Origin of the sequence: Streptomyces sp. NPDC101165 (genome assembly GCF_044768135.1) — a bacterium.
Classification (GTDB): Bacteria; Actinomycetota; Actinomycetes; order Streptomycetales; family Streptomycetaceae; genus Streptomyces.
This window is the reverse complement of the sequence record NZ_JBIWPG010000031.1, coordinates 65,345-86,504: the sequence shown is the minus strand read 5'-3', so window position 1 is coordinate 86,504 and position 21,160 is coordinate 65,345. Positions and strand designations below refer to the sequence as shown.

At 72.6% G+C, this 21,160-nt stretch carries 21 protein-coding genes and 2 pseudogenes; 13 read left to right on the top strand and 10 right to left on the bottom strand.

Annotated features, from left to right (window positions below; genetic code table 11):
• Positions 1-76: 76 nt before the first annotated feature.
• The 4 genes from ACIRVH_RS42730 to ACIRVH_RS42715 form a co-directional block, all read right to left on the bottom strand.
• A complete protein-coding gene (locus ACIRVH_RS42730; RefSeq protein WP_403965454.1) occupies positions 77-1,030 on the bottom strand; it encodes an ATP-dependent DNA ligase in 954 nt (317 codons plus the stop codon).
• A 173-nt stretch (positions 1,031-1,203) separates the two neighbouring features.
• Positions 1,204-1,848, bottom strand: coding sequence for a LuxR C-terminal-related transcriptional regulator (locus tag ACIRVH_RS42725; protein ID WP_403965421.1), 645 nt, complete (start codon positions 1,846-1,848; stop codon positions 1,204-1,206).
• A 133-nt stretch (positions 1,849-1,981) separates the two neighbouring features.
• Positions 1,982-2,221 carry an alcohol dehydrogenase catalytic domain-containing protein gene (locus ACIRVH_RS42720; RefSeq protein WP_403965419.1) on the bottom strand — a complete coding sequence of 80 codons (240 nt, stop codon included), beginning with the start codon at positions 2,219-2,221 and terminating at the stop codon, positions 1,982-1,984.
• 179 nt (positions 2,222-2,400) lie between these two features.
• Positions 2,401-3,255 carry an EamA family transporter gene (locus tag ACIRVH_RS42715; RefSeq protein WP_403965452.1) on the bottom strand — a complete coding sequence of 285 codons (855 nt, stop codon included), beginning with the start codon at positions 3,253-3,255 and terminating at the stop codon, positions 2,401-2,403.
• Positions 3,256-3,410: 155 nt separating this feature from the next.
• Between ACIRVH_RS42715 and ACIRVH_RS42710 the strand changes: the two genes are divergently transcribed.
• From ACIRVH_RS42710 to ACIRVH_RS42685, 6 genes and pseudogenes are all read left to right on the top strand, one after another.
• The gene (locus ACIRVH_RS42710; RefSeq protein WP_403965417.1) at positions 3,411-4,274 is read left to right on the top strand and encodes a LysR family transcriptional regulator; all 864 of its coding nucleotides are present in this window, start codon (positions 3,411-3,413) and stop codon (positions 4,272-4,274) included.
• Positions 4,275-4,322: 48 nt separating this feature from the next.
• Positions 4,323-5,033, top strand: a complete 711-nt coding sequence (locus ACIRVH_RS42705) for a PIG-L deacetylase family protein (protein WP_403965450.1) — start codon at positions 4,323-4,325, stop codon at positions 5,031-5,033.
• Positions 5,030-5,758 carry a 4-carboxy-4-hydroxy-2-oxoadipate aldolase/oxaloacetate decarboxylase gene (locus ACIRVH_RS42700; RefSeq protein ID WP_403965415.1) on the top strand — a complete coding sequence of 243 codons (729 nt, stop codon included), beginning with the start codon at positions 5,030-5,032 and terminating at the stop codon, positions 5,756-5,758. Before ACIRVH_RS42705 ends, ACIRVH_RS42700 begins: the two co-directional genes overlap by 4 nt.
• A gap of 23 nt (positions 5,759-5,781) precedes the next feature.
• A pseudogene (locus ACIRVH_RS42695) lies at positions 5,782-6,871 on the top strand (4-oxalomesaconate tautomerase).
• Positions 6,852-7,802: a VOC family protein gene (locus tag ACIRVH_RS42690; RefSeq protein ID WP_403965413.1), complete on the top strand. Its 951-nt coding sequence runs from the start codon at positions 6,852-6,854 to the stop codon at positions 7,800-7,802. Before ACIRVH_RS42695 ends, ACIRVH_RS42690 begins: the two are co-directional and overlap by 20 nt.
• A 31-nt stretch (positions 7,803-7,833) precedes the next feature.
• Positions 7,834-8,181, top strand: a pseudogene (locus ACIRVH_RS42685) (MFS transporter); the annotation flags it as partial.
• 46 nt (positions 8,182-8,227) lie between these two features.
• Here ACIRVH_RS42685 and ACIRVH_RS42680 read toward each other — a convergent pair.
• On the bottom strand, positions 8,228-8,986 hold the full coding sequence (locus ACIRVH_RS42680; protein WP_403965411.1) for a DUF2690 domain-containing protein: 759 nt from the start codon (positions 8,984-8,986) through the stop codon (positions 8,228-8,230).
• Positions 8,987-9,181: 195 nt separating this feature from the next.
• On the bottom strand, positions 9,182-9,724 hold the full coding sequence (locus tag ACIRVH_RS42675) for a hypothetical protein (RefSeq protein ID WP_403965409.1): 543 nt from the start codon (positions 9,722-9,724) through the stop codon (positions 9,182-9,184).
• A 260-nt stretch (positions 9,725-9,984) separates the two neighbouring features.
• Between ACIRVH_RS42675 and ACIRVH_RS42670 the strand changes: the two genes are divergently transcribed.
• The 4 genes from ACIRVH_RS42670 (at position 9,985) to ACIRVH_RS42655 (ending at position 13,892) form a co-directional block, all read left to right on the top strand.
• Positions 9,985-10,509: a MarR family winged helix-turn-helix transcriptional regulator gene (locus ACIRVH_RS42670; protein WP_403965407.1), complete on the top strand. Its 525-nt coding sequence runs from the start codon at positions 9,985-9,987 to the stop codon at positions 10,507-10,509.
• Positions 10,510-10,653: 144 nt separating this feature from the next.
• Positions 10,654-11,034, top strand: coding sequence for a DoxX family protein (locus tag ACIRVH_RS42665; RefSeq protein ID WP_403965405.1), 381 nt, complete (start codon positions 10,654-10,656; stop codon positions 11,032-11,034).
• Positions 11,031-11,498 (top strand): peroxiredoxin, encoded by a 468-nt coding sequence (locus ACIRVH_RS42660; protein ID WP_403965403.1) that lies wholly within the window; start codon positions 11,031-11,033, stop codon positions 11,496-11,498. The genes ACIRVH_RS42665 and ACIRVH_RS42660 overlap by 4 nt, the downstream gene beginning before the upstream one ends.
• A gap of 54 nt (positions 11,499-11,552) precedes the next feature.
• Positions 11,553-13,892, top strand: coding sequence for a SpoIIE family protein phosphatase (locus tag ACIRVH_RS42655; RefSeq protein WP_403965401.1), 2,340 nt, complete (start codon positions 11,553-11,555; stop codon positions 13,890-13,892).
• On the opposite strand, the gene ACIRVH_RS42650 is transcribed toward ACIRVH_RS42655, so the two are convergent.
• Positions 13,893-14,327, bottom strand: a complete 435-nt coding sequence (locus ACIRVH_RS42650; RefSeq protein ID WP_403965399.1) for a cupin domain-containing protein — start codon at positions 14,325-14,327, stop codon at positions 13,893-13,895. It lies immediately after the preceding gene.
• 169 nt (positions 14,328-14,496) lie between these two features.
• Between ACIRVH_RS42650 and ACIRVH_RS42645 the strand changes: the two genes are divergently transcribed.
• Positions 14,497-15,264 (top strand): dienelactone hydrolase family protein, encoded by a 768-nt coding sequence (locus tag ACIRVH_RS42645; RefSeq protein ID WP_403965398.1) that lies wholly within the window; start codon positions 14,497-14,499, stop codon positions 15,262-15,264.
• Positions 15,265-15,435: 171 nt separating this feature from the next.
• On the opposite strand, the gene ACIRVH_RS42640 is transcribed toward ACIRVH_RS42645, so the two are convergent.
• Complete coding sequence (locus ACIRVH_RS42640; protein ID WP_403965396.1) at positions 15,436-16,299, bottom strand: oxidoreductase; 864 nt, start codon at positions 16,297-16,299, stop codon at positions 15,436-15,438.
• A 149-nt stretch (positions 16,300-16,448) separates the two neighbouring features.
• Here ACIRVH_RS42640 and ACIRVH_RS42635 point away from each other — a divergent pair, with 149 nt between their 5' ends.
• On the top strand, positions 16,449-17,324 hold the full coding sequence (locus ACIRVH_RS42635; RefSeq protein ID WP_403965394.1) for a helix-turn-helix domain-containing protein: 876 nt from the start codon (positions 16,449-16,451) through the stop codon (positions 17,322-17,324).
• Between the two features lie 80 nt (positions 17,325-17,404).
• A complete protein-coding gene (locus tag ACIRVH_RS42630; RefSeq protein ID WP_403965392.1) occupies positions 17,405-18,379 on the top strand; it encodes a TauD/TfdA dioxygenase family protein in 975 nt (324 codons plus the stop codon).
• 67 nt (positions 18,380-18,446) lie between these two features.
• Here the strand turns inward: ACIRVH_RS42630 and ACIRVH_RS42625 are convergent, their stop codons facing one another.
• Positions 18,447-19,475: an LLM class flavin-dependent oxidoreductase gene (locus ACIRVH_RS42625; RefSeq protein WP_403965391.1), complete on the bottom strand. Its 1,029-nt coding sequence runs from the start codon at positions 19,473-19,475 to the stop codon at positions 18,447-18,449.
• A gap of 90 nt (positions 19,476-19,565) precedes the next feature.
• Positions 19,566-21,068 carry a metallophosphoesterase family protein gene (locus ACIRVH_RS42620; RefSeq protein WP_403965389.1) on the bottom strand — a complete coding sequence of 501 codons (1,503 nt, stop codon included), beginning with the start codon at positions 21,066-21,068 and terminating at the stop codon, positions 19,566-19,568.
• Between the last annotated feature and the right edge of the window lie 92 nt (positions 21,069-21,160).

Sequence of the window (21,160 nt, the reverse complement as noted above, 5' to 3'; positions counted from 1 at the left end):
GGAGTTCAGCATCCCGGGCGGACGTCGCGCTGCCAAGAGATCACACGCGTCCCACGAGTGAAGCCCCCCAGAACACCTACTGCCGGCCCTCCGGGACGTCCGCCGACGACTCCTCCGGGGTGAGGTCGGGGCGCAGCCGCAGCCACGACGGCTGGCGGAGCAGCCCGGCCCGGGTCCGGGTGCTGTAGCTGACCTCGCCGACCAGCCGGGGCAGCACCCAGTGGGCGTCCGGGAACCGCGGCACCGGGTCGAAGGGGCACTCGGTGCTGGCTGCGGCCCGCAGCAGCGCCGCCAGTTCCGTCCGCTCCGCCTCGCTCCAGCCGGTGCCCACCCCGCCCACGTAGCGCAGCCGGCCGCCCGCCCGCTGGCCGACCAGCACCGCGCCGGGCAGCCCGGTCAGCCGCCCCTTGCCCGGCAGCCAGCCGCCGACGATCACGTCCTCGCTGCGCATGTTGCGGATCTTGATCCAGGCGCGGGAGCGCACCCCGGGTTCGTACACCGAGTCCAGTCGCTTGCACACCAGCCCTTCGAGACCGTGCTCCCGGGTCGCCCGGAGCGCCTCGGCGCCGTGCCCGGTCACCGCGGCGGGCGTCGACCAGTGCGGCCCCGTCAGGCCCAGCTCCTCCAGCCGCGCCCGCCGCTCGGCGTAAGGGAGTCCGAGCAGCGGGCGCTCCAGGTGGGGCACGTCGAACAGCACCAGGTGGACCGGCACCCGGGCGGCCCGGCGGGCCGCCCGCGCGGGGGAGTGGGCGAGGCCCATCCGGCTCTGCAGCAACTGGAAGTCCGCCCGCCCCTGCTCGTCCAGAGCCAGCACCTCGCCGTCCAGGACGACGGCAGCGCTGCCCAGGGCGCCGCCGAGCGGCCGGAGTTCGGGGTAGGCGCCGGTGATCTCCTCACCGGACCGGGCGCGCAGCAGCACGCTGCCGTCGCCGGGCAGATAGACCATCACCCGCTGACCGTCCTGCTTGGTCTCGTACGCCCACCGTTCGTCCTGGGCGGCGGGCGGCAGCTTGCCCGGGGTGGCGAGCATCGGCGGAATCAACGGCAGGGTCACGGCGGTCACGGCAGAAGGTGTCGACCGCACCCGGCACCCTCACGCGCCTTTCGCCACCGGTTCCCCTGAACGGGCCCGTCCGGTCGCCTTGCTGCCATCAGCACCGACTGGCGGGCCGGCACCACGAGTTGGGCGCGGTCGCGCGCCGCTCACGCGTGCTGCAGGTAGGCGAGCACGGCCAGCACCCGGCGGTGCCCGCTGTCGCTGGGCGGCAGCCCCAGCTTCAGGAAGACGTTGCCGATGTGCTTGCTGACCGAGCGTTCGGTGATGACGAGGGACCTGGCGATGGTGGTGTTGTCGTGGCCCTCGGCCATCAGCTGCAGCACCTCCCGCTCGCGCGGGGTCAGCGCGCCCAGGGGCGAGTCCTCACGACGGGTCATCAGCTCCGTCACCACCTCCGGGTCGAGGGACGTGCCGCCGCCCGCGACCCGCTCCAGCGCGTCGAGGAACTCGTCGACCCGGCCCACACGGTCCTTGAGCAGATAGCCCACTCCGCCGGCGCCACCGCTCAGCAACTCGGCCGCGTACGACTCCTCGACGTACTGCGAGAGCACCAGCACCGGCAGCCCGGGCAGGTACCGGCGCGCGTCGAGGGCCGCTCGCAGACCCTCGTCCCGGAAGAGCGGCGGCATCCGTACGTCCAGTACGGCGATGTCGGGGCGGTGCTCCAGCAGCGCCGGCAGGATCTCCGGGCCGCTGCCGACGACCGCGACCACCTCGTGCCCGACAGAGCTGAGCAGCAGCACCAGACCCTCACGCAACAGCGCGTTGTCCTCGGCGATCACCACACGCACGGCAACTCCACCTCCGTCGCACCCCCGACGGGGCCGGCTGGTCATGGTCGTCGTGGAGCCGGGCGGGCCGCCGGTCACGGCCCGCCCCGCCCTCCGGCAGACCGCCGCTCCACCGGCGGCACGCTCGCGCTTCCTAGCCCACCGTCTCGGCCGACGGCTCCGGCTGCGCCGGGGCCTCGGCCGTGCCCACGGGGACCAGCTCGCCGCCCAGATGTGCGCGGGCCGGCATGCCACCCATGTGCAGGAAGGTGACGTCGGTGCCGCAGATCCCGCAGGCGCGGATCTTCACGAGCACGTCCTTCGGACCGGGCACGGGACGCGGGACGTCCACCACCGCGACCTTGCCGACGGCGCCGGTCCGTATGGACTTCATGGTGGCCATGGGGTGACTCGCTTTCCGGAGGTCACGGGGGAGCGGGGGCCCGAGCGGGCTTGCTTGAGTTAGGCAAACATGTGCGAGTTACTTGAGTCACGCAATCTGATTGCCAGAGGGGGCGGGAGTGCGTCACCAAGCCGGTCCGGATCGCCGAAGTCCTGGCCGGGATCAAGGTGTTACGGCGCGCCGGCACCTCCGGTGACGGCGGGCGGCGAGGTGAGGTGCTGCGTCGTCAGCATGCTGGTCGCGTTCGCGGCGACGACCGCGCCGATGCCTGCCCACTCCTGCGCGCCGAGCCCCTGGCCGAGGACGATCCAGCCGACCACGGCCGCGAGCACCGGATTGACGCTCATGAAGAGCCCGAACGTCTGCGCGGGCACGGTTCGCAGGGTGAGCAGGTCGGCGAGGTACGGCACGGCCGAGGAGAGCACTCCGGCGGCCACGGCGCACAGCACGGCCCCGGCCGTCGGCGCGTGTCGTACGGCGACGACGACGCCGACCGGCAGGAAGGCCAGCGCCGACACGCCCGCGGCGGCGGCCGCGCCCTGGGCGCCGGGGATGCGGCGGCCGACGATCCGGTTGAGCAGGATGTACGAGGCCCAGCAGCAGGCCGCCACCAGGCCGAGACCCATGCCCACGTAGTCGGTCGAGGGCTGTGGGCGCATCAGGACCACGACCCCGGCCGCCGCCGGCACCGCGCACCCCGCGTCCAGCCGGCGCCGGGACGCGGCCAGGGCGATGGCGAGCGGTCCGAGGAACTCCAGGGTCACCGCGAGCCCCAGGCCGATCCGGTCGACGGCGCTGTACAGGGTGAGGTTCATCGTGCCGAAGACCGCCGCCAGCAGGAGTACCGGCCACCACTGGCTCCAGGTGAAGGACCGAAGGCGCGGTCGGGCGACGGCCAGCAGCACCAGCGCGGCGACGTACTGGCGCATCGCGACCACGCCGACGGGGCCGAGCGCGGGGAAGGCCAGCGCCCCGATGGCCGCGCCGGTCTGGTTGGACAGGCCGCTGCCGAACATGGTGGCCACCCCGGCAAGCCGCCGGGCCTGCGGCACGGAGCCGGACGGAGTGGTGGGCTCGGTCACGGCGGCCGGGCGTTCGAGAGCTTGAGGCATGCCTGGATGGTGCGCCGCCAGGATGCTTACGCAAAATGCATGCTCGGGTCCATCTATACGCTGAGCATATGCATGAAGCCGACATCGACCTGCGCCAGCTCCGCTGCCTGGTGGCCATCGTCGACGAGGGCACCTTCACCGACGCGGCCATCGCCCTCGGCGTCTCCCAGGCCGCCGTCTCCCGCACCCTCGCCTCCCTCGAACGGGCCCTGGGCGTACGGCTGCTCAGGCGCACCTCGCGCGCGGTGACGCCGACCGCGACCGGGCTGCGCGTGGTGGCGCAGGCCCGACGGGTGCTCGCGGACGTCACCGAGCTGGTCCGGGAGGCGACCTCGGGGCACGAGCGGGTGCGGATCGGTTACGCCTGGTCGGCGCTCGGCCGTCACACCGTGGCCTTCCAGCGGCGCTGGACCGCCGCGCACCCCGACACCGACCTGCACCTGGTGCGCGTCAACTCCCCGTCCGCGGGGCTGGCCGAGGGCGCCTGCGATCTCGCGGTCGTCCGCAGGCCGCTGGACGACCGCCGCTTCGACTCCGCCATCGTCGGCCTGGAGCGGCGCCTGTGCGCGCTCGCCGCCGACGACCCCCTCGCCAGGCGCCGCTCGGTCCGGCTCGCCGACATCGCCGGGCGCACGCTCTTCATCGACCGCCGCACGGGCACGGCCACGCCGGAGCTGTGGCCGCCCCACGCCCGGCCGGCCGTGGAGGAGACATACGACGTGGACGACTGGCTCACGGTCATCGCCGCCGGACGCGGCATCGGCGTCACGGCCGAGTCCACCGCGAACCAGTACCCGAGGCCCGGCATCGTCTACCGGCCGGTGCGTGACGCCGAACCCGTCGCCGTGCGCCTCGCCTGGTGGCGGGACGACCCGCACCCCGCCCACCCGGCCGTCCGTGAACTGCTCACCGAGCTGTACCGGGCGGGTTGAGGCCGACACAGAAAGCGCGAACAAAATTGTTGACAATCCCGTTCGACCCTGGTCGTCACCGCGCACGCCGGGGACTTCGTGTGGCGCGCGGGCGGAGCCGTCGCTCTGGCCGCCTCCCGCGGGGAGAAGGTCACCATCGCGTGCCTCACCTTCGGCGAGCGCGGCGAGTCCGCCAAGGCGTGGCGCGAGGGGAGGGCCCTGGAGGAGATCAAGGCGATACGCCGGGCGGAGGCCGAGGAGGCCGCCGCCACGCTCGGCGCCGAGGTCCGCTTCTTCGACGCCGGTGACTACCCGCTCGTCGCCGGTGCCGAGTTGACCGACCGGCTCGTCGCCGTTTTCCGCGAGACCCAGCCCGACGTGGTGCTCACCCACCCGGTCGAGGACCCCTACAACGGCGACCACCCGGCGGCCAACCGCATGGCGCTGGAGGCCCGGGTCCTCGCCCAGGCCGTCGGCTATCCCGGCCCCGGCGAGATCATCGGCGCCCCGCCCGTCTTCTACTTCGAGCCCCACCAGCCCGAGATGAGTGGTTTCCGGCCCGAAGTCCTGCTCGACATCACCGAGGTGTGGGACACCAAGCGCAAGGCCATGGAGTGCCTGGGCGCCCAGCAGCACCTGTGGGACTACTACACCGACCTCGCCGTCCGCCGCGGCGTCCAGCTCAGGCGCAACGCGGGCCCCAACCTCGGCCTGCCGCACAGGACCATGGCCGAGGCCTACATGCGCCCCTACCCGCAGGTCACCAAGGAGCTGGTATGAGCGGCGTGATCGTCACCGGCCCGCCCAAGACCGACGCCGAGGACGTAGAGGCGCTCGCCGGGTACGGCGTGGCCACCGTGCACGAGGCGATGGGCCGCACCGGGCTCCTGCCGGCGCGGCTGCGCCCGATCCAGCAGGGCGCCCGGGTCGCGGGCACCGCGGTCACCGTGCTGTCCTGGCCCGGCGACAACCTCATGATCCATGCGGCCGTCGAGCAGTGCGGCGAGGGTGACCTGCTGGTCGTCACCACCACTTCGCCCTCCACCGACGGCATGTTCGGCGAACTGTTCGCCACCGCACTGAAGCGGCGGGGTGTGCGCGGCCTGGTCATCGACGCCGGCCTCCGCGACACCCAGGAACTGCGCGAACTCGGCTTCCCCGCCTGGTCGGCCGCCGTCTCGGCACAGGGCACCGTGAAGGCGACCGGCGGCTCGGTCAACGTGCCCGTGGCCGTCGGCGGTCAGCTGGTCCGGCCCGGTGACGTGATCCTCGGCGACGACGACGGAGTCGTGGTCGTGCCGCGCGAGAAGGCCCGCGAGGCCGTCGAGGCGTCCGCGGCCCGGGAGGCCAAGGAGGCCGCCTCCCGCGCCGCCTTCGTCGAGGGACAACTCGGCCTGGACCGCTACGGGTTGCGGGAGAAGCTCGCGCAACTGGGCGTCACGTACACCAGGTACGAGGACTACGTCCGGGACGGTGCCCACGCCCGGGCCGGAGCAGGGGCGTGAGCGGTCCCACGGGGGTGCGCTGCATGCTGATGCGCGGCGGCACCTCCAAGGGCGCCTACTTCCTGGCCGAGGACCTGCCCGCCGACCCGGCGGCCCGCGACGACCTGCTGCTGCGGATCATGGGCAGCCCCCGACCCGCGTCAGATCGACGGACTCGGCGGTGCCCACCCGCTCACCAGCAAAGTGGCCCTCGTCTCCGCCTCCGGCGCCCCGGACGCCGACGTGGACTACCTCTTCCTCCAAGTGGCCGTGGACCGCGGCGAGGTGAGCGACCGGCAGAACTGCGGGAACATCCTTGCCGGAGTCGGCCCGTTCGCGGTCGAGCGATGGCTCGTGGCCCCCGGTGACGGCGAGACCTCCGTACGCATCCGCATGCTCAACACGGGGGAGCGGGCCGTCGCCACCTTCCCCACCTCGGGCGGGCGCGTCGACTACACCGGTGACGCCGAGATCTCGGGCGTGCCGGGTGCGGCGGCTCCCGTGGTGATCGAGTTCCCGGGCGGGGACACCCCGCTGCTGCCGACCGGCCGCGTCCGCGACACCGTCGCCGGTACCGAGGTGACCTGCGTGGACAACGGGATGCCGACCGTGCTCGTCCCGGCGACAGCGCTCAAGGTCACCGGACACGAGGAGCCGAAGGACCTGGAGGAGGACCTGGCGCTCGCCGACCGCCTCCATGAGATCCGGCTGGCGGCCGGGCGGCTGATGGGGCTCGGGGACGTGGAGACCGCCACCGTTCCCAAGCTCACCCTGCTCGCCCCGCCCCGCAACGGCGGCGCGGTCACCACCCGCACCTTCATCCCCGTCCGCTGTCACACCTCCATCGGCGTGCTCGGCGCCGCGAGCGTGGCGGCCGGGCTGCGGCTGCCCGGCGGGGTGGGGGAGGGGATCGCCCGGCCGCCCGAGCGCGGCGACCGGGTCCGCATCGAGCACCCCACCGGCTTCCTGGACGTCGAGACGGCCGTCGACCCGGCCGCCTCCCCGCCCACGGCGCGTCGTACCGCCGTCGTCCGCACGACCCGAAAGATCATCGACGGCATCGTCTTCCCACGTGCCGCCGCCCCTGCACCCGTACAACCCCTTGGAGGCAACGATGGCTCCGCCGCTCGGTGACATCGCCCATATCGGCCACGTCGAGCTGTTCACCCCGGACCTGGACGCCAGTGTCGCCTTCTGCACCGACTTCCTGGGGCTCACGGTCAACGGGGAGGACGGCGACACCGTCTACCTGCGCACGTTCGACGACTACGAGCACCACAGCCTCGTCCTCACCGCCCGGGACCGGCCCGGCCTCGGCCGGCTCGCGCTGCGCACCTCCGGCGAGGAGGCCCTCCACCGTCGGATCAGGGCGATCGAGGCGGCAGGCGGCAAGGGACGCTGGGCCGAGGACGAGCCCGGCCTCGGCGCGCTGTACGTCACGACCGACCCGGACGGACACGAACACGCCCTGTACTGGGAGAGCGAGCACTACCAGGCCCCCGACGAGCTGAAACCGGCGCTGAAGAATCAGCCGCAGGCCAAGCCCAACCGGGGCGTGGGGGTGCGGCGGCTCGACCACGTCAACTTCCTCGCCGCCGACGTGCTCGCCAGTGCCGAGTTCCAGGAACACGTGCTCGGCGCCCGGCCCACCGAGCAGATCCGGCTCGACACCGGGCGGATCGCGGCCCGCTGGCTGACCTTCACGAACAAGTCGTACGACGTCGTGTACACGGAGGACCGGACCGGTTCGACCGGCCGGCTGCACCACATCGCCTTCGCGACCGACACCCGCGAGGACATTCTGCGCGCCGCCGACCTCGCGATCGACACCGGCGTCTTCATCGAGACCGGCCCGCACAAGCACGCCATCCAGCAGACGTTCTTCCTCTACGTCTACGAGCCGGGCGGCAACCGCATCGAGCTGTGCAACCCGCTCACCCGGCTCGTCCTGGCCCCGGACTGGCCGCTCATCACCTGGACCGAGGCCGAGCGGGCCAAGGGACAGGCCTGGGGGCTGAAGACCATCGAGTCCTTCCACACCCACGGCACACCGCCGGTGGGCTGACCGCCGACGGACGGAGCTCCCACGCCGGCGCCTGCTCAGCGTCCACATGCCGCTGGGCGTGACCTTCCTGGTCGTCTTCCTCGCCGGCGTGTTCCTCAACAGCGCCCAGACGATGATCTACGCGACCGTCTCCATCCGCTCCACCCCGGACACCCGTGCCACCGCCGTCGGCTGGACCTCCGGCATGGGCCGCTTCGGTGCCGTGTTCGGCCCGTGGCTCGGCGGTCAGCTGCTCGCCGCGGGCAACGGCGACCGGGGCTTCACCGCCTTCGCCCTGGCCGGTGTGTCGTCGATGGTCTTCATCGGCCTCGCGGCCCTGCGTTCGGCCCGGGGGCCGGAGCGCAGCGGCGCGGAGCAGCAGTTCGTCGCCGCCGGGTGACCGGCACGGTGCCGCACCCGGATCCGGGTGCGGCACCGCCGTTGCCTCACTCGCCGGGCGGCTCCACGTCCAGACCGGTGCACGCCAGTTTCCCCTCCACCTCGGCGCAGGCCTCCACGCCCTTGGGTGAGCGGACGGCGAGCATCGGGCTGGTGTCCTCGGCGGAGTTGTCCGCCGGGTAGCTCGCCGACAGCACGTCCTGCCCGGCCCGTACCGACACCTCCCGCGCCATCGGCGTACGCACCCGCACCTCCGACCATGCGGTGCCGCAGGCGGGGGAGTAGCGCAGCCGGACGTCGTAGTCGGTGTCGGACACCATGCTCGTGGTCTGCGCGTCCCGGGCGCACACCGAGGCGTCGGGCAACTGGCCCTGGCAGGAGCGGGCGTGGCAGCGGGGCGCGGTCAGGAGGGTCTGCGCGGCGGGAGCGGGGGAGCCCTGCCGGCCGGAGAGGATGACCGCTGCGGCCACCGCGGCGGCCGTGCCGAGCAGTGCGAGTGCCGACAGCGGAAGCCATCGGGTGCGGGCCCGGGCCGCCTGCTCGGGCGGACTCGGTGCGGGTGGCTCCTCGGCGGCCTCCCACAGGGCCAGTACGGCTTCGGGGTCGGCGCCGGCCAGTCGGCTCAGCGCCTCCACCGCGGCCCGCGGAGGCCGCTTGGTGCCGGTCAGATAGCGGTGCCAGGCCGACTTGCTGTACGGGGTGCGCGCGGCCAGTGCCGCCAGGCTCAGTCCCGTACCGTCCTTCAGTTCGCGCAGTCTCACCACCAGTGGCTCGTCCGGCTCGGCCGATCCTTGGGGATGCCGCATCGTGCGTCCCTCGACTCCCGTTCCACTATGGGCGCTTTCGCCCCTGTTGTCGGAATGGCTTCCCAGGAGACCGGGCTCCGCAACACCGGCCGAGGTATGAGGACGGTGAGGCATATGCGCGCCGAAGGCCTGTTCGGGAGAAGGGGGTTCCCGAGCAGGCCTTCAACGGTCAGGCGGTGCGTGTGTGAGTGGTCGTCAGCACCACGGGACGGCGGTGCGTCCGGTGCGGACGTAGCGGGCGGAGACATAGCCGCGGTGGTGCGGGAGGCGGTACCAGGTGTGGTTGCCGTACACCCAGGAGCCGTAGGTCTTGCAGCTGAGCGTGAGCAGCCGGTGCGTGTGCCGGTGCCCGATCACGCGGTAGCTGGTGCCCGGGCCGGAGCGTACGTTCAGCCGGGCGCCGTGGGTGGAGACCCGGCCGAGGGCGGGCACGGTGCGGCGGTACGACATGCCCTGCGCGACCGCCCGCGCCACTCCCGCGGCGACGAAGTGGTGCAGGTGACGCGTGCGGTACCGACGGTGGTGGACGCGGCGGACGGTGCGCTTGGTGTGGTGCCTGCGGTGCTTGGTGTGGTGCGTGCGCTGCTTCGTGTGGTGCGTGGTGTGCTGGGCCGCGAAGCTGGGCACCGGGCGCGGGGTGGTGGTCGCGCTCGCCGGGGCGGCCCCGGCCGCCGTGGGCAGGAACGCGAGCACCGCGACCGTGGCCAGCACCCCGCTCTTGAGAGTCCGTCGGATCATGGAAACCTCCGGCTGTCGTTCTCGTGACCACGAACCGTGATCACAACAGCCAGCGTTGCCGTGACGGGCCGTCAGGATGCCGTTCCCGCGTCCCCTGGGACGACGGGAACGTTTCCGGGGACGGGCACCGCCCCGTGTCCCGGCCCATCCGGTCCTGTGCCGAGAGGTGTTCCGCCGTCCTGTCCGTCCCCGTGGACGTCCGGACACGGGGACGGCGCTAACTTACTTAACTTACGCAACCATATGGTAAACTCGTGAGTATGCCCACGGAACCGCTGTCCGACGTCCCGCCCGCCTCTGCCGAGGTCATCGAGATCGAGCGTGCCCTGACGCGCATCACGTACCTGGCCACGCGTGCCCGCCAGCACGAGCGGCTGATGGCGCTGGCCGGTGTGCCGCTGGACCGGGCCGCGGTGGCGCTGCTGCGGCAGATCGCCGACTCCGAGCCGCTCAGGCCGGGGGAGCTGGCGCAGCGGCTGGGCGTGGAGGCCTCCCATGTGACGCGGACCGTGCAGCAGCTGCAGCGGTCGGGGTACGTCACCAGGGTCCCCGACCCCGACGACCGCCGGGCCCAGCGGATCGAGCTCACCGACGCCGGCCGGGAGGCTGTCGCGCGAGTACGCGAGGCCGGGGCCCGCGGGATGCAGCTCGCCCTCTCCGACTGGCAGCCCGAGGAGCTGCGGCAGCTGGCCCGGCTGTTCCATCGCATGGTCGACGACTTCCTCGCCCACGCGGTGGACGACGAGTCCGTCCAGGAGGCCGACGCCCGCGCGACGACGGCGTGACGGCAGTGGTCCTGGCTGTTCCTTCCGGGGCGGCGGTCCCGGCCGTTCCTCCCGAAGCAGCAGCCCCATCTGTTCATCCCGAAGCAACGGCCCCAGTGTCTACCGTCGAGTAATATCCGGCGGCAGGACACCTGAGGAGGAGCCGTGCCCCGGTCCGAACGCTCACCCCTGCTGCTGGCCGGTCTGCTGGCCACGGTCGGGGTCGCCCACTTCGCCGCCCCGCGGCAGTTCGACGCCACGATTCCGAAGGTGCTGCCGGGCTCGCCCAGGGCATGGACGTACGGCAGCGGGGTCGTGGAGCTGGCGCTGGCGGCCGGGCTGGCATCGCCCCGTACCCGCGCCGTTGCCGCGAAGGCGGCCGCCGCCTTCTTCGTCGGGGTGTTCCCCGCCAACGTGAAGATGGCCGTCGACTGGCGGCACCGGCCCGCACCGCAGCGGAACGCGGCACTGGCCCGGCTGCCCCTCCAGGTGCCCCTCGTGCTGTGGGCCCGCAGTGTGGCAAGGAACGGAGAGGGACGGTCGTGAGCGAGCGTATCGAGGTCGGGGACAAGGTCGAGGACTTCGCCCTGCAGGACGAGACAGGCACCACCCGGCGGCTCACCGAGCTGCTGGCCGAGGGCCCGGTGATCCTCTTCTTCTATCCCGCCGCCCTGACGCCCGGCTGCACCGCCGAGGCCTGCCACTTCCGCGACCTCGCCGCGGAATTCGCCGCCGTCGGTGCCCGCCCCGTCGGAATCAGTGGTGACAGCGTCGAACGGCAGCAGGAGTTCGCCGGTCGGCACACCCTCGGCATGCCGCTGCTCTCCGACGCCGACGGAGTGATCCGCGAGCGGTTCGGGGTCAAGCGGGGCTTCACGCTCGCTCCCACCAAGCGGGTCACCTTCGTCATCGCCGAGGACCGCTCGGTCCTGGAGATCGTCCGCAGTGAGCTGCGGATGAACACCCACGCCGACCGGGCCCTGTCCGCACTGCGCGCCCACAAGGGCTGAAGCGAGCCGCTGCCGCGCTTGATGCCCTGGAACAATCGGATCATCCTTGGGCATATGGAGCGTGTCGCGGCCGCTGCGATCATCGATGCCCAGGGCAGGGTGGCGGGGTGGAGCGAGGGTGCACGACTGCTCACGGGCCGCACGGCGCAGGAGGTCGTCGGCAGACCGGCGACCGACCTGCTCGCCGAGGACGTTCCTTCCGACGCTCTCGCCGCGCAGGCCGGGACGCTCGCCCTGCGACACCGCGACGGACACCGGGTCGAGCTGGCCCTGACCGCCTGCCCGGTCGTCGGTCCCGACGGCGCGCCCACCGGATACGTGGTCACCGTCGACCCGCCCGTCCCGGCCGGTGCCGCGCTGGCGGCCCAGGCCTTCCAGCAGGCCTCGATGTCCATGTCGGTCTTCGACCTCCGGCAGCGGTATCTGCGCGTCAACGACGTCGCCTGCCAGGTGATGGGCGTACCGGCGGAGGCGCTGGTCGGCCGGTTCTACCCGGATACCGTGGCGGACTCCGAGCACAGCCGGGGCTTTCTGGGGCATCTGCGCGAGGTCGCCGAGACCGGCCGGCCGCTGCGCTACGAGAGCTTCACCAGCGCCCCGGCCCTGAACCGCGAGCACGCCTGGAGCATCGAGATGTGGCCCCTGCGGGACCACACCGGCGAGCCGGCCGCCGTCGCCCTGTCGGCGTTCGACAGCAGCGACCAGTACTGGGCCCGCCGCCGGCTCGCCCTGCTGAACGAGGCGACCACCGCCATCGGCACCACCCTCGACGTGGTGCGCACCGCCGAGGAGATGGTCGAACTCCTGGTCCCGCAGTACGCCGACTTCGCCAGTGTCGACCTGCTCGACTGGGTCCTCGGCGCGGACGAGCCGCCCGCGATCCCGGACGGCGGGGTCGAGCTGCGCCGCGTCGCCCACGGCTCCACCCGGGAGGGCAACCCCGGTGCGGCCCTGAAGGTGGGCGAGGCGCACGTCTACCAGCCGTCCTCGCCGCCGGCCCGGGCGCTGCGCGAGGGTCGTGCCGTCGTCGCCCACGCCGGTGAGCCGGACTTCGTCCAGTGGCTGGCCGAGCGCAATGAGCGTTCGCCCGACGGCCGCCCCTACCGGCAGGGCGTCCACTCCATGATCGCGGTGCCGCTCCGCGCCCGCGGCACCGGCCTGGGCGTCGCGGTGTGCATCCGCATGGCCCACCCGGACGACTACGGCCCCGACGACGCCGTCTTCGCCGAGGAGCTCGGCAGCCGCGCCGCCGTCTGCGTCGACAACGCCCGCCGCTTCGCGCGCGAACGCAGCACCGCCCACGCCCTCCAGCACAGCCTGCTGCCCAGGGGACTGCCCGGACAGGCCGCGGTCGACGTCGCCCACCGCTATCTGCCCTCCGGTTCGCTGGCCGGCATCGGCGGCGACTGGTTCGACGTGATCCCGCTCTCCGGCAGCCGGGTCGCACTGGTCGTCGGCGACGTGGTCGGCCACGGCATCCAGTCCTCGGCCACCATGGGCCGGCTGCGCACGGCCGTCCGCACCCTCGCCGACGTCGACCTGCCCCCGGACGAACTCCTCACCCACCTCGACGACCTGGTCACCCACCTGGCCTCCGACGAGAGCGGTGAGGAGGTCGCCGAACTGGGCGCCACCTGCCTGTACGCCGTCTACGACCCCGTCTCCCGCCATCTGTGCACGGCGGCCGCCGGCCACCCGGCCCCCGCCGTCGTCCTGCCCGGCGACATCCCCGAGTTCGTCCCCATGACCGCCGGACCGCCCCTCGGGGTCGGCGGGCTGCCCTTCGAGGCGACGGAACTCGAACTGCCCGAAGGCTCGGTCGTCGCCCTCTACACCGACGGACTGATCGAGGACCGCGACCGCGACGTCGACCGCGCCACCGACGAACTGCGCCGCGCCCTCGGCGCACCCGCCGACTCCCTGGAGGAGCTCAGCGACAACGTCCTCAAGGCCGTCATGCCCGAACATCCCACCGACGACATCGCCCTCCTCATGGTCCGCACCCGCGCCCTCGGCGGCGACCGCGTGGCCACCTGGGACGTACCACCCGACCCGGCCCGTGTGGCCGGCTTCCGGCAGGCGGCCACCGAGCGACTGGCCGCCTGGGGGCTGGAGGAGGCCGCGTTCGTCACCGAACTCGTCGTCAGCGAACTCGTCACCAACGCCATCCGCTACGGCGAACCGCCCATCAAACTGCGCCTGATCCGCGACCGCGCGCTCATCTGCGAGGTCTCCGACGGCAGTTCCACCTCACCACACCTGCGCCGGGCCCACGCCTACGACGAGGGCGGCCGTGGACTGCTGCTGGTCGCCCAGCTCACCCAGCGCTGGGGCAGCCGGCAGACGGGCAGCGGCAAGACCATCTGGGCGGAACAGCCGCTGCCCGACGCCTGATCACTGGAACGGGCAGCCAGGGTTCGGCGCGTCCTGCGAGAACGGGGAGCCGTGCGGCAGCACGTAGAGCACATCGAGGACGAGCGGGGTGTCACCCAGGTTGCGGCCGAGGTGGACGTGGTCCGGGCCGGGCGGCTCCTGGATCGTCGAGCCCTTCCGGTACACGCCGTCCGAGGCGCAGGTGTGGTCGAAGTGGCTGAGGGTGCCCTGCTTCACGAAGCCGTACAGCGGACCGTCGTGGTAGTGCCATCCGGTGCTCTGACCGGGCGGGACCGTGATCTCCCGCAGGGTGTAGTCGGTGCCGCCGATGGTGGTCTGGCTGATGATCCGGGCGGTCACCCCGGGACCCGGCGGGGTCGCCCCTGCGGTGCCGCAGGTCATGACGGTGGTGGCGGTCAGCACGCCGGTGACGGCCAGGCGGAGTGCGGTGCGCATGCGGAGCCTCCATGGACGCGAGGGGGTACCGCCGTGAACATAGGCCCGGAGAGGGAGAGTCGGGGGCGGAACCCGGTAATCCGGATTGCCCGAAACAGCCCCTGACCCCGTTTCGAAAATGACGCCATCGGTAAACACCTGCTCTGTGTCCACGTGCTGGAGGTAGTCGATGCTCCTTCCCGGAGAAGCAGTGGAACTGGGCCCGTCGAGCAGTCGGCTGGGCGGCTCCCGGCAGCTCACCGGGCATCTCGCCCGCCCGGTGGGTGACGGCCCCTGGCCGGGTGTCGTGGTCGTCCACGAGGCCCTCGGTGTGGACGAGGTGATGCTGCGTCAGACGCGACGGCTGGCCGACGCGGGCTATCTGACGCTCATGCCCGACCTGTTCACCCAGGGCGGCGCGCGGCGCTGCCTGGTGGCCACCCTGCGGGCCGCGCTGTCGGGGAAGGGGCGCGCCTACCAGGACATCGAAGCCGCTCGTGACCATCTCGCCGGACATCCCGACTGCACCGGCGCCGTGGGCATCATCGGCTTCTGCATGGGCGGCTCGTTCGCCCTGATGACGGCCGGCCGCGGCCAGTTCGACGCGGCAGCCGCCAACTACGGCCTGCTGCCGAAGAACCTGGATGCCGTCCTGACCGACGCCTGTCCCGTCGTGGGGAGTTACGGCGGCCGGGACCGCATGCTCCGGGGAGCGGCCGCTCGGCTGGAGAGCGCCCTGGACCGGCGCGGAGTCGTCCACGACGTCAAGGAGTACCCGGACGCGGGCCACTCCTTCCTCAACGACGCCGAAGTCGGCCCCAAGCTCCTGCGCCCGCTCCTGCGGGTCACCGGCATGGGACCCCACCCCGAATCCGCCGCCGACGCATGGCAGCGCGTCGAGACCTTCTTCGCCACCCACCTCACCGCTTGCCCCACCCCCGGGACATCGGAGTCATGACCACCACAGACCGAGCAGCCCCGGGACTGTGGTCTGCCCGCGAACCGGGCTGAGCGGCTCGTACCCGCAGCCGGAAGTCGACGTGCATGCGGCACGCGTCATGGATCCGCACCACGAACCGGGGCCCGCGCGCCGGCCGGGGCCGCCGCCTGCCCCGACGGCTCGCGGGGTTCAGCCGGCCATGCCGTTCAGCTCCGTGACCGCGTCCTCCGGTAGGACCAGCGCGGCCGCGGCGATGTTCTCGCGCAGGTGGTCCGGGGACGACGTGCCGGGGATGAGCGCGATGTTCGGAGAGCGGCGCAGCAGCCAGGCCAGGGCGACCTGCTGCGGTGCGGTGCCCAGCAGCGCGGCCACCTTCGACAGCGTCTCGGACTGCAGCGGCGTGAACCCGCCCAGGGGGAAGTACGGTACGAAGGCGATGTTCTCCGCCGCCGTACGCTCGACGAGCGGGTCGTCCTGCCGGTTGGCCAGGTTGTACAGGTTCTGCACCGTGACCACGGGCGCGATGGCCCGCGCCTCCTCCAACTGCGCGACGGACGCGGCGCTGAGCCCCAGGTGCCGGATCAGACCCTGTTGCCGCAGCTCCGCCAGGGCGCCGAACTGCTCGGCGACGGAGTCCTCGTTCGGGGTGTCCATGTCGCCGAGCCGCAGATTGACCACGTCCAGCGTCTCCAGCCCCAGGTGCCGCAGGTTGTCGTGCACCTGCGCCTTCAGGTCCTCCGGATGCCGGGACACGGTCCAGCTGCCGTCGGCTCCCCGCCGCGCGCCGACCTTGGTCACGATGTGCAGCTCGTCCGGGTAGGGGTGCAGGGCCTCCCTGATGATCTCGTTGACGACCACGGGGCCGTAGAAGTCGGCGGTGTCGATGTGGGTGATGCCCGCCTCGACCGCCGCACGGAGCACCGCCACGGCCCGCGTCCGGTCCTTCGGCGGGCCGAACACATGCGGCCCGGCCAGCTGCATGGCGCCGTAGCCCATGCGGGTCAGGGTCAGACCGTCGGCCGGGGTGACGGTGCCGCCGAGCTGTGCAGTCATGTCGTACCTCTCGTGCAGTGCGAGGGTCACCGGCACGTCCGGGACCCTGTCTCCACGGTGCGCCGAACACCGCCGGGGCGGCAGTGCCCCCTCGTTCCTGGGAGTGCCAGGGACAGTCACGGCCACCGGTACGGCCGTACGGTGGTGTCATGGACGGTACGAACGCGCTCGGCGAGTTCCTGCGGGCCCGCCGGGCGCAGGTCCGGCCCGAGGACGTGGGGCTGCCCGGCCCGGGCCTGCGCCGGGTGCCGGGGCTGCGCCGCGAGGAGGTCGCGATGCTCTCCGGCATCAGCTCCGACTACTACCTGCGCCTGGAGCAGGGCCGCGACCGCAACCCGTCCGCGCAGGTCCTCGAGGCCATCGCCCGGGTGCTGCGGCTGGACGCCGACGCCACCTCCTACCTCCTCGGCCTGGCCCAGGAGCGGCCCACCGGTGCGCGGCCCCCGTCCCGCACCCGGGCGGCGCGCGGCCGGGAACCGGTGCCGTCCAGCCTTCTGCAGCTCATCGACGGCTGGCCCCGCAGCCCCGCCTACATCCAGAACCGGTACACCGACGTCCTCGCCGCCAACGCCCTCGCCACGGCCCTCACCCCGAACTGCCGGCCCGGCGTCAAGCTGCTGCGGGCCGTCTTCCTCGACCCCGCCGAGCGAGCACTGCGCCGGGACTGGGAGGACCTGACCGAGGAGGGCGTGGCCACCCTGCGCACCTACGCCGGGCCCGACGCCGACGACCCCCAGTTGCGCGACCTGGTCGGTGACCTGTCCCTGCGCAGCGAACGCTTCCGCATGCTCTGGGCCCGGCACGACGTACGGCCCCGGCGCGGCCGGGTCAGCCACCTGAGCCACCCTCAGGTCGGCGACCTGGACCTGCACTCGAACAAACTCTCCGTGGACGGCACCGACGGACTCACCCTGGTCGTCTTCCACGCCGAGCCCGGCAGCCGCAGCGCCGAACTCCTCGACATCCTCGGCAGCCTCACCGCACCCCACTCGGGCGCCCGGACCGAGCGCGTCGAGGAGCAGTAGACCGTACGGGAGTTCGCGGTCCGAGGGCACGCGGTGTCACGATCTCCACGGAGCCGGTTCGGACGACCATCGGAGCGCACATGACGACGCACAGGGACACGGCGGAGCAGGTGGATCGGGTCAAGGGGGTCGAGGTACATCCGGTGGCCGGGCACATCGGTGCCGAGATCACCGGAGTCGACCTCGCCGGACCGCTCGACGACGCCGTGGTCGCCCTGGTCCGGGAGACGATGCTGCGCTGGAAGGTGGTGTTCTTCCGTGGGCAGGAGCTGGACCACCAGGGTCACGTGGCTCTCGCCCGCCGCTTCGGTGAGCCGGTCGTCCTCGGTCGGCGTGGCAGTGCCTCGCCGTCGGACTTCCCCGAGGTGGAGACGACCGCCGACCGGCTGGAGCTGGGCGGGCGCTTCGGCATGGAGCACGAGGAGTGGCTGCAGCGCCGCCGCCACACCCTGCTGCGCGGCTGGCACTGCGACCACGGTGCCCGCATCGACCCGCCGGCCGCGACCATCCTGCGCGCCGAGACCGTACCGCTTTACGGAGGCGACACCACCTGGGCCAACCTGGCCGCCGCCTACGCGGGGCTGTCGGCGCCGGTCCGTGCCTTCGTGGACGGGCTGCGCGCCGAGCACCGGCTCGGTGTCGGCTACCAGCCGCGGCCCGGTGACGACGGGTACGTCCGGCACCTCCTGGACCACCAGGTCGCCTCGGTGCACCCGCTGGTGCGCGTGCACCCGGAGACGGGTGAGCGGGTGCTGTTCGTCAACGGCTACTACCTGGAGCAGATCGACGAGGTCTCCCGCCCCGAGAGCGCGGCCCTGCTGGAGATGCTGCTGGAGCAGGCGGTCCGCCCCGAGTACACGGTCCGCTTCCGCTGGGAGCCCGGGAGCGTCGCCCTCTGGGACAACCGGGCCACCATCCATCTGGCCCCGAGCGACAACGCCCACCTGGGCTTTCCACGGACCATGCATCGCGTGATGCTCGCGGGTGAGGTACCGGTGGGTGTGGACGGCAGGCCGTCCGAGCCCGTCACCGGTACGGAGGTGGGCCGCTGGTGAGCGCAGACGCGTCGCCGGCGTCGACGGAAACGTCGGCGACGGCGGTATGCCGACGAAGGGCGGGAGATCAGGGAGCCGGCCGCCACCCCAGCGCCGGGCCCAGTTTCGTCGCCATGTCGGTCAGGATCTGGACGTAGTCCTCGTGTTCGAAGGTGAACGGCAGCGCGAACGCCACCTCGTCGATCTCGCGGAACGCGGCGTGCGCGTGCAGCCGCTCGGCGAGTTCGTCGGAGGTGCCGACCAGGTCCGGGGCGAAGAGGAGCCGCGCCGGGCCCTGCGGGGAGGCCGTCCGGGGGAGGCGTGCGGCGGCGTACTCCTCGTACTTGGCCCGCTGTTCGGGGTTCGCCGAGTCGATGGGGATCACCACCAGGTCCTGGGAGACGCGGGCCGCGTCCCCGTCGGGATGGTGGGCACGGAAGGCGCGGATGTGGGACAGCTGGATCTCCGCGAAGTCCAGCGGCCCTTCCGGGTCCTCGGCCTTCACCACGCTGCTGGTCAGGAAGTTCATGCCGTGCTCGCCCGCCCAGCGCGCCGAGTCGAGGCTGCCGCCGCCGTACCACAGGCGGCGGCCGAGGCCGGGGGAGTGCGGCTGGACCATGTCCGAGAACACCTCGATACCCTCCACCCCGCTGAAGTCGCTGGCCGGCTTGCCGCGCACGAGGTCAAGGAGGCGCCGCACCCGCGCGTAGCTGAAGTCCTCGGCGTCCGCGGTGTCCGGGTACAGGGCCTCCTTGACCTGCTCGTAGTGCATCGGCGGGCCCACGCTGACGCCGGGGTTCAGCCGGCCGCCGGACAGGATGTCCACGGTCGCCAGGTCCTCGGCGAGGCGGAGCGGGTTCTCCCAGCCCAGGGGGATCACCGCGGTGCCCAGCTCGATGCGCCGGGTGCGCTGTGAGGCCGCCGCCAGCACCGCGACCGGGGACGAGATGCCGTACTGCAGGTGCCGGTGGCGGACCCAGGCGCTGTCGAAGCCCAGCCGCTCGCCCAGCTCGATGATCTCCAGCGTGGTCTCGTGCCCCCGGCCCGGGTCGGCCGCGTCGAACAGACCGATGGTGAGGAAACCCAGCTTGCGCAGCGGGCGGGCGGTGGACGACACGGGCTCCTCCAGCGGTCGTACGTCGGCTCCGCCCCGGTCATGGCGTCGGCCCTGCCCCGATTCTGGCAGGCGAGCGTGACAACCGTGTGATCAGTTCAGCGGGATGGTGACCTCGTCCTCGACCGGCGGATCGAGTTCCTGGGCGCGATTGCCCGTCGCGGCGAAGCAGCGCAGCCGTACCGCCTCCGGGGTGACGTCCAGGCGCAGGAAGCACTTGAAGAACGGTGGGCTGTAGGTGGCCGAGCCGGGCGAGAACAGCTGCGTATACAGCTTGCGCACGGGCAGCCGGAAGCGGGAGGTGCGGTCGGGGCGGCCGCCGGTGCCCAGCAGGCTCGCGACCAGGCGGGTGCGCCGGGTGATCCGGGTGTCCGGGCCGGGCGCCCGGCCCGGCTCGATGCCCAGCCGTTCGGCGATGACGGCCGTCGCCTCGGACTCGGTGAGCGTGAAGAAGCGGCGCAGGCGCAGGCGGCGGCCGTACAGGCGGCTGTAGAAGGCCAGCGAGTCGCCGCGCAGCGGATAGCAGCGGAAGTCCCGCTCGGTGACGCCCGCGACCGACACCCGCGGGATGGTGTGCGTGGCGTGCATGAACGCGCCGCCGCCGCCCGAGACCACGTACTGGACGGTCCGGCCGTCCACGTCGACCGGATAGCGCTGGTAGTTGTGGATGTCGCCGCCGATCGCGGCCACGTAGTGGTGCGCCGGGTCGCGGACGATGTCGTCGACCGTGCCGCCACCCTCGATGGCACAGGGGTGGTGCTCGCCGTCCACGTACAGCGGCGAGCCGGTGATCAGGATCTTCGGCTTCGGCCCGCGGGAGACCTCCCGCAGCCATGCGCCCTGTTCGGCGTCGATCGTGCCCAGCAGTCCGGTGTCGATGCCTACGATCCGCACCGGACCGGCGTCGATCGCCCAGTACGGCCCCGGCTGCACGGCCTCTTGCGCCGGCGCCGACCGCAACTTCTGTGCATCGGCGAGACGTTGACCGTCCCCCGGGCGCGGCCGGTGCCAGAGCAGGTTCTGCCACCAGGCGCCGGTGAGCGGGCGGGGCGTGGGCTCGGGGGCCGGCGGCGGGGCGTCGGCGCAGAAGACGCGCATGAACGCGCCGAGGTCCTCGTACCAGTCGTGGTTGCCCGGTATCGCGTATATGGGTGCCGGGTAGTCCTGGTACGGCTGGAAGAACTTGGTGCCGTAGTCGTCCGCGCTGCCGACGGGGTAGATGACATCGCTCGCGATCACCGCGAACTCCGTGTCCTGACCCGCCTTCAGAAAGCCCGGCACGACGGCGTACTGGGAGTCGTCGCCCTCTCCGGTGTCCCCGATGACCATGAAGGAGAACCGGTCCGGCACCTCCCGCCGGACCACCTTGTCGACGGGTGCCCCCGCCTCGGCCTGCCGGGCCACCAGGCGGCTGCGGGTACGGCCCGTCGGGTCGCCGAACCAGGACGCCAGCACGCCGTTGCGGGCGGCCCACAGGGTCCTCGGGTTCAGCCACGACAGCTTCTCGACGTGGTCGGGCATCAGCTGCTGGTAGGCGCCGCGTTCGGCCGCGCCCCAGCCTGCGCCCTGTGCGGTATCGCGTGAGGATTCAGACACGCGGTGCACCGTAACAACGTGCCGATCACGGCCCGCAGGGCGGGGCCTGACACGATGCGTCCCCGGACCCGCACCGAGCGTTCCCGGACCCG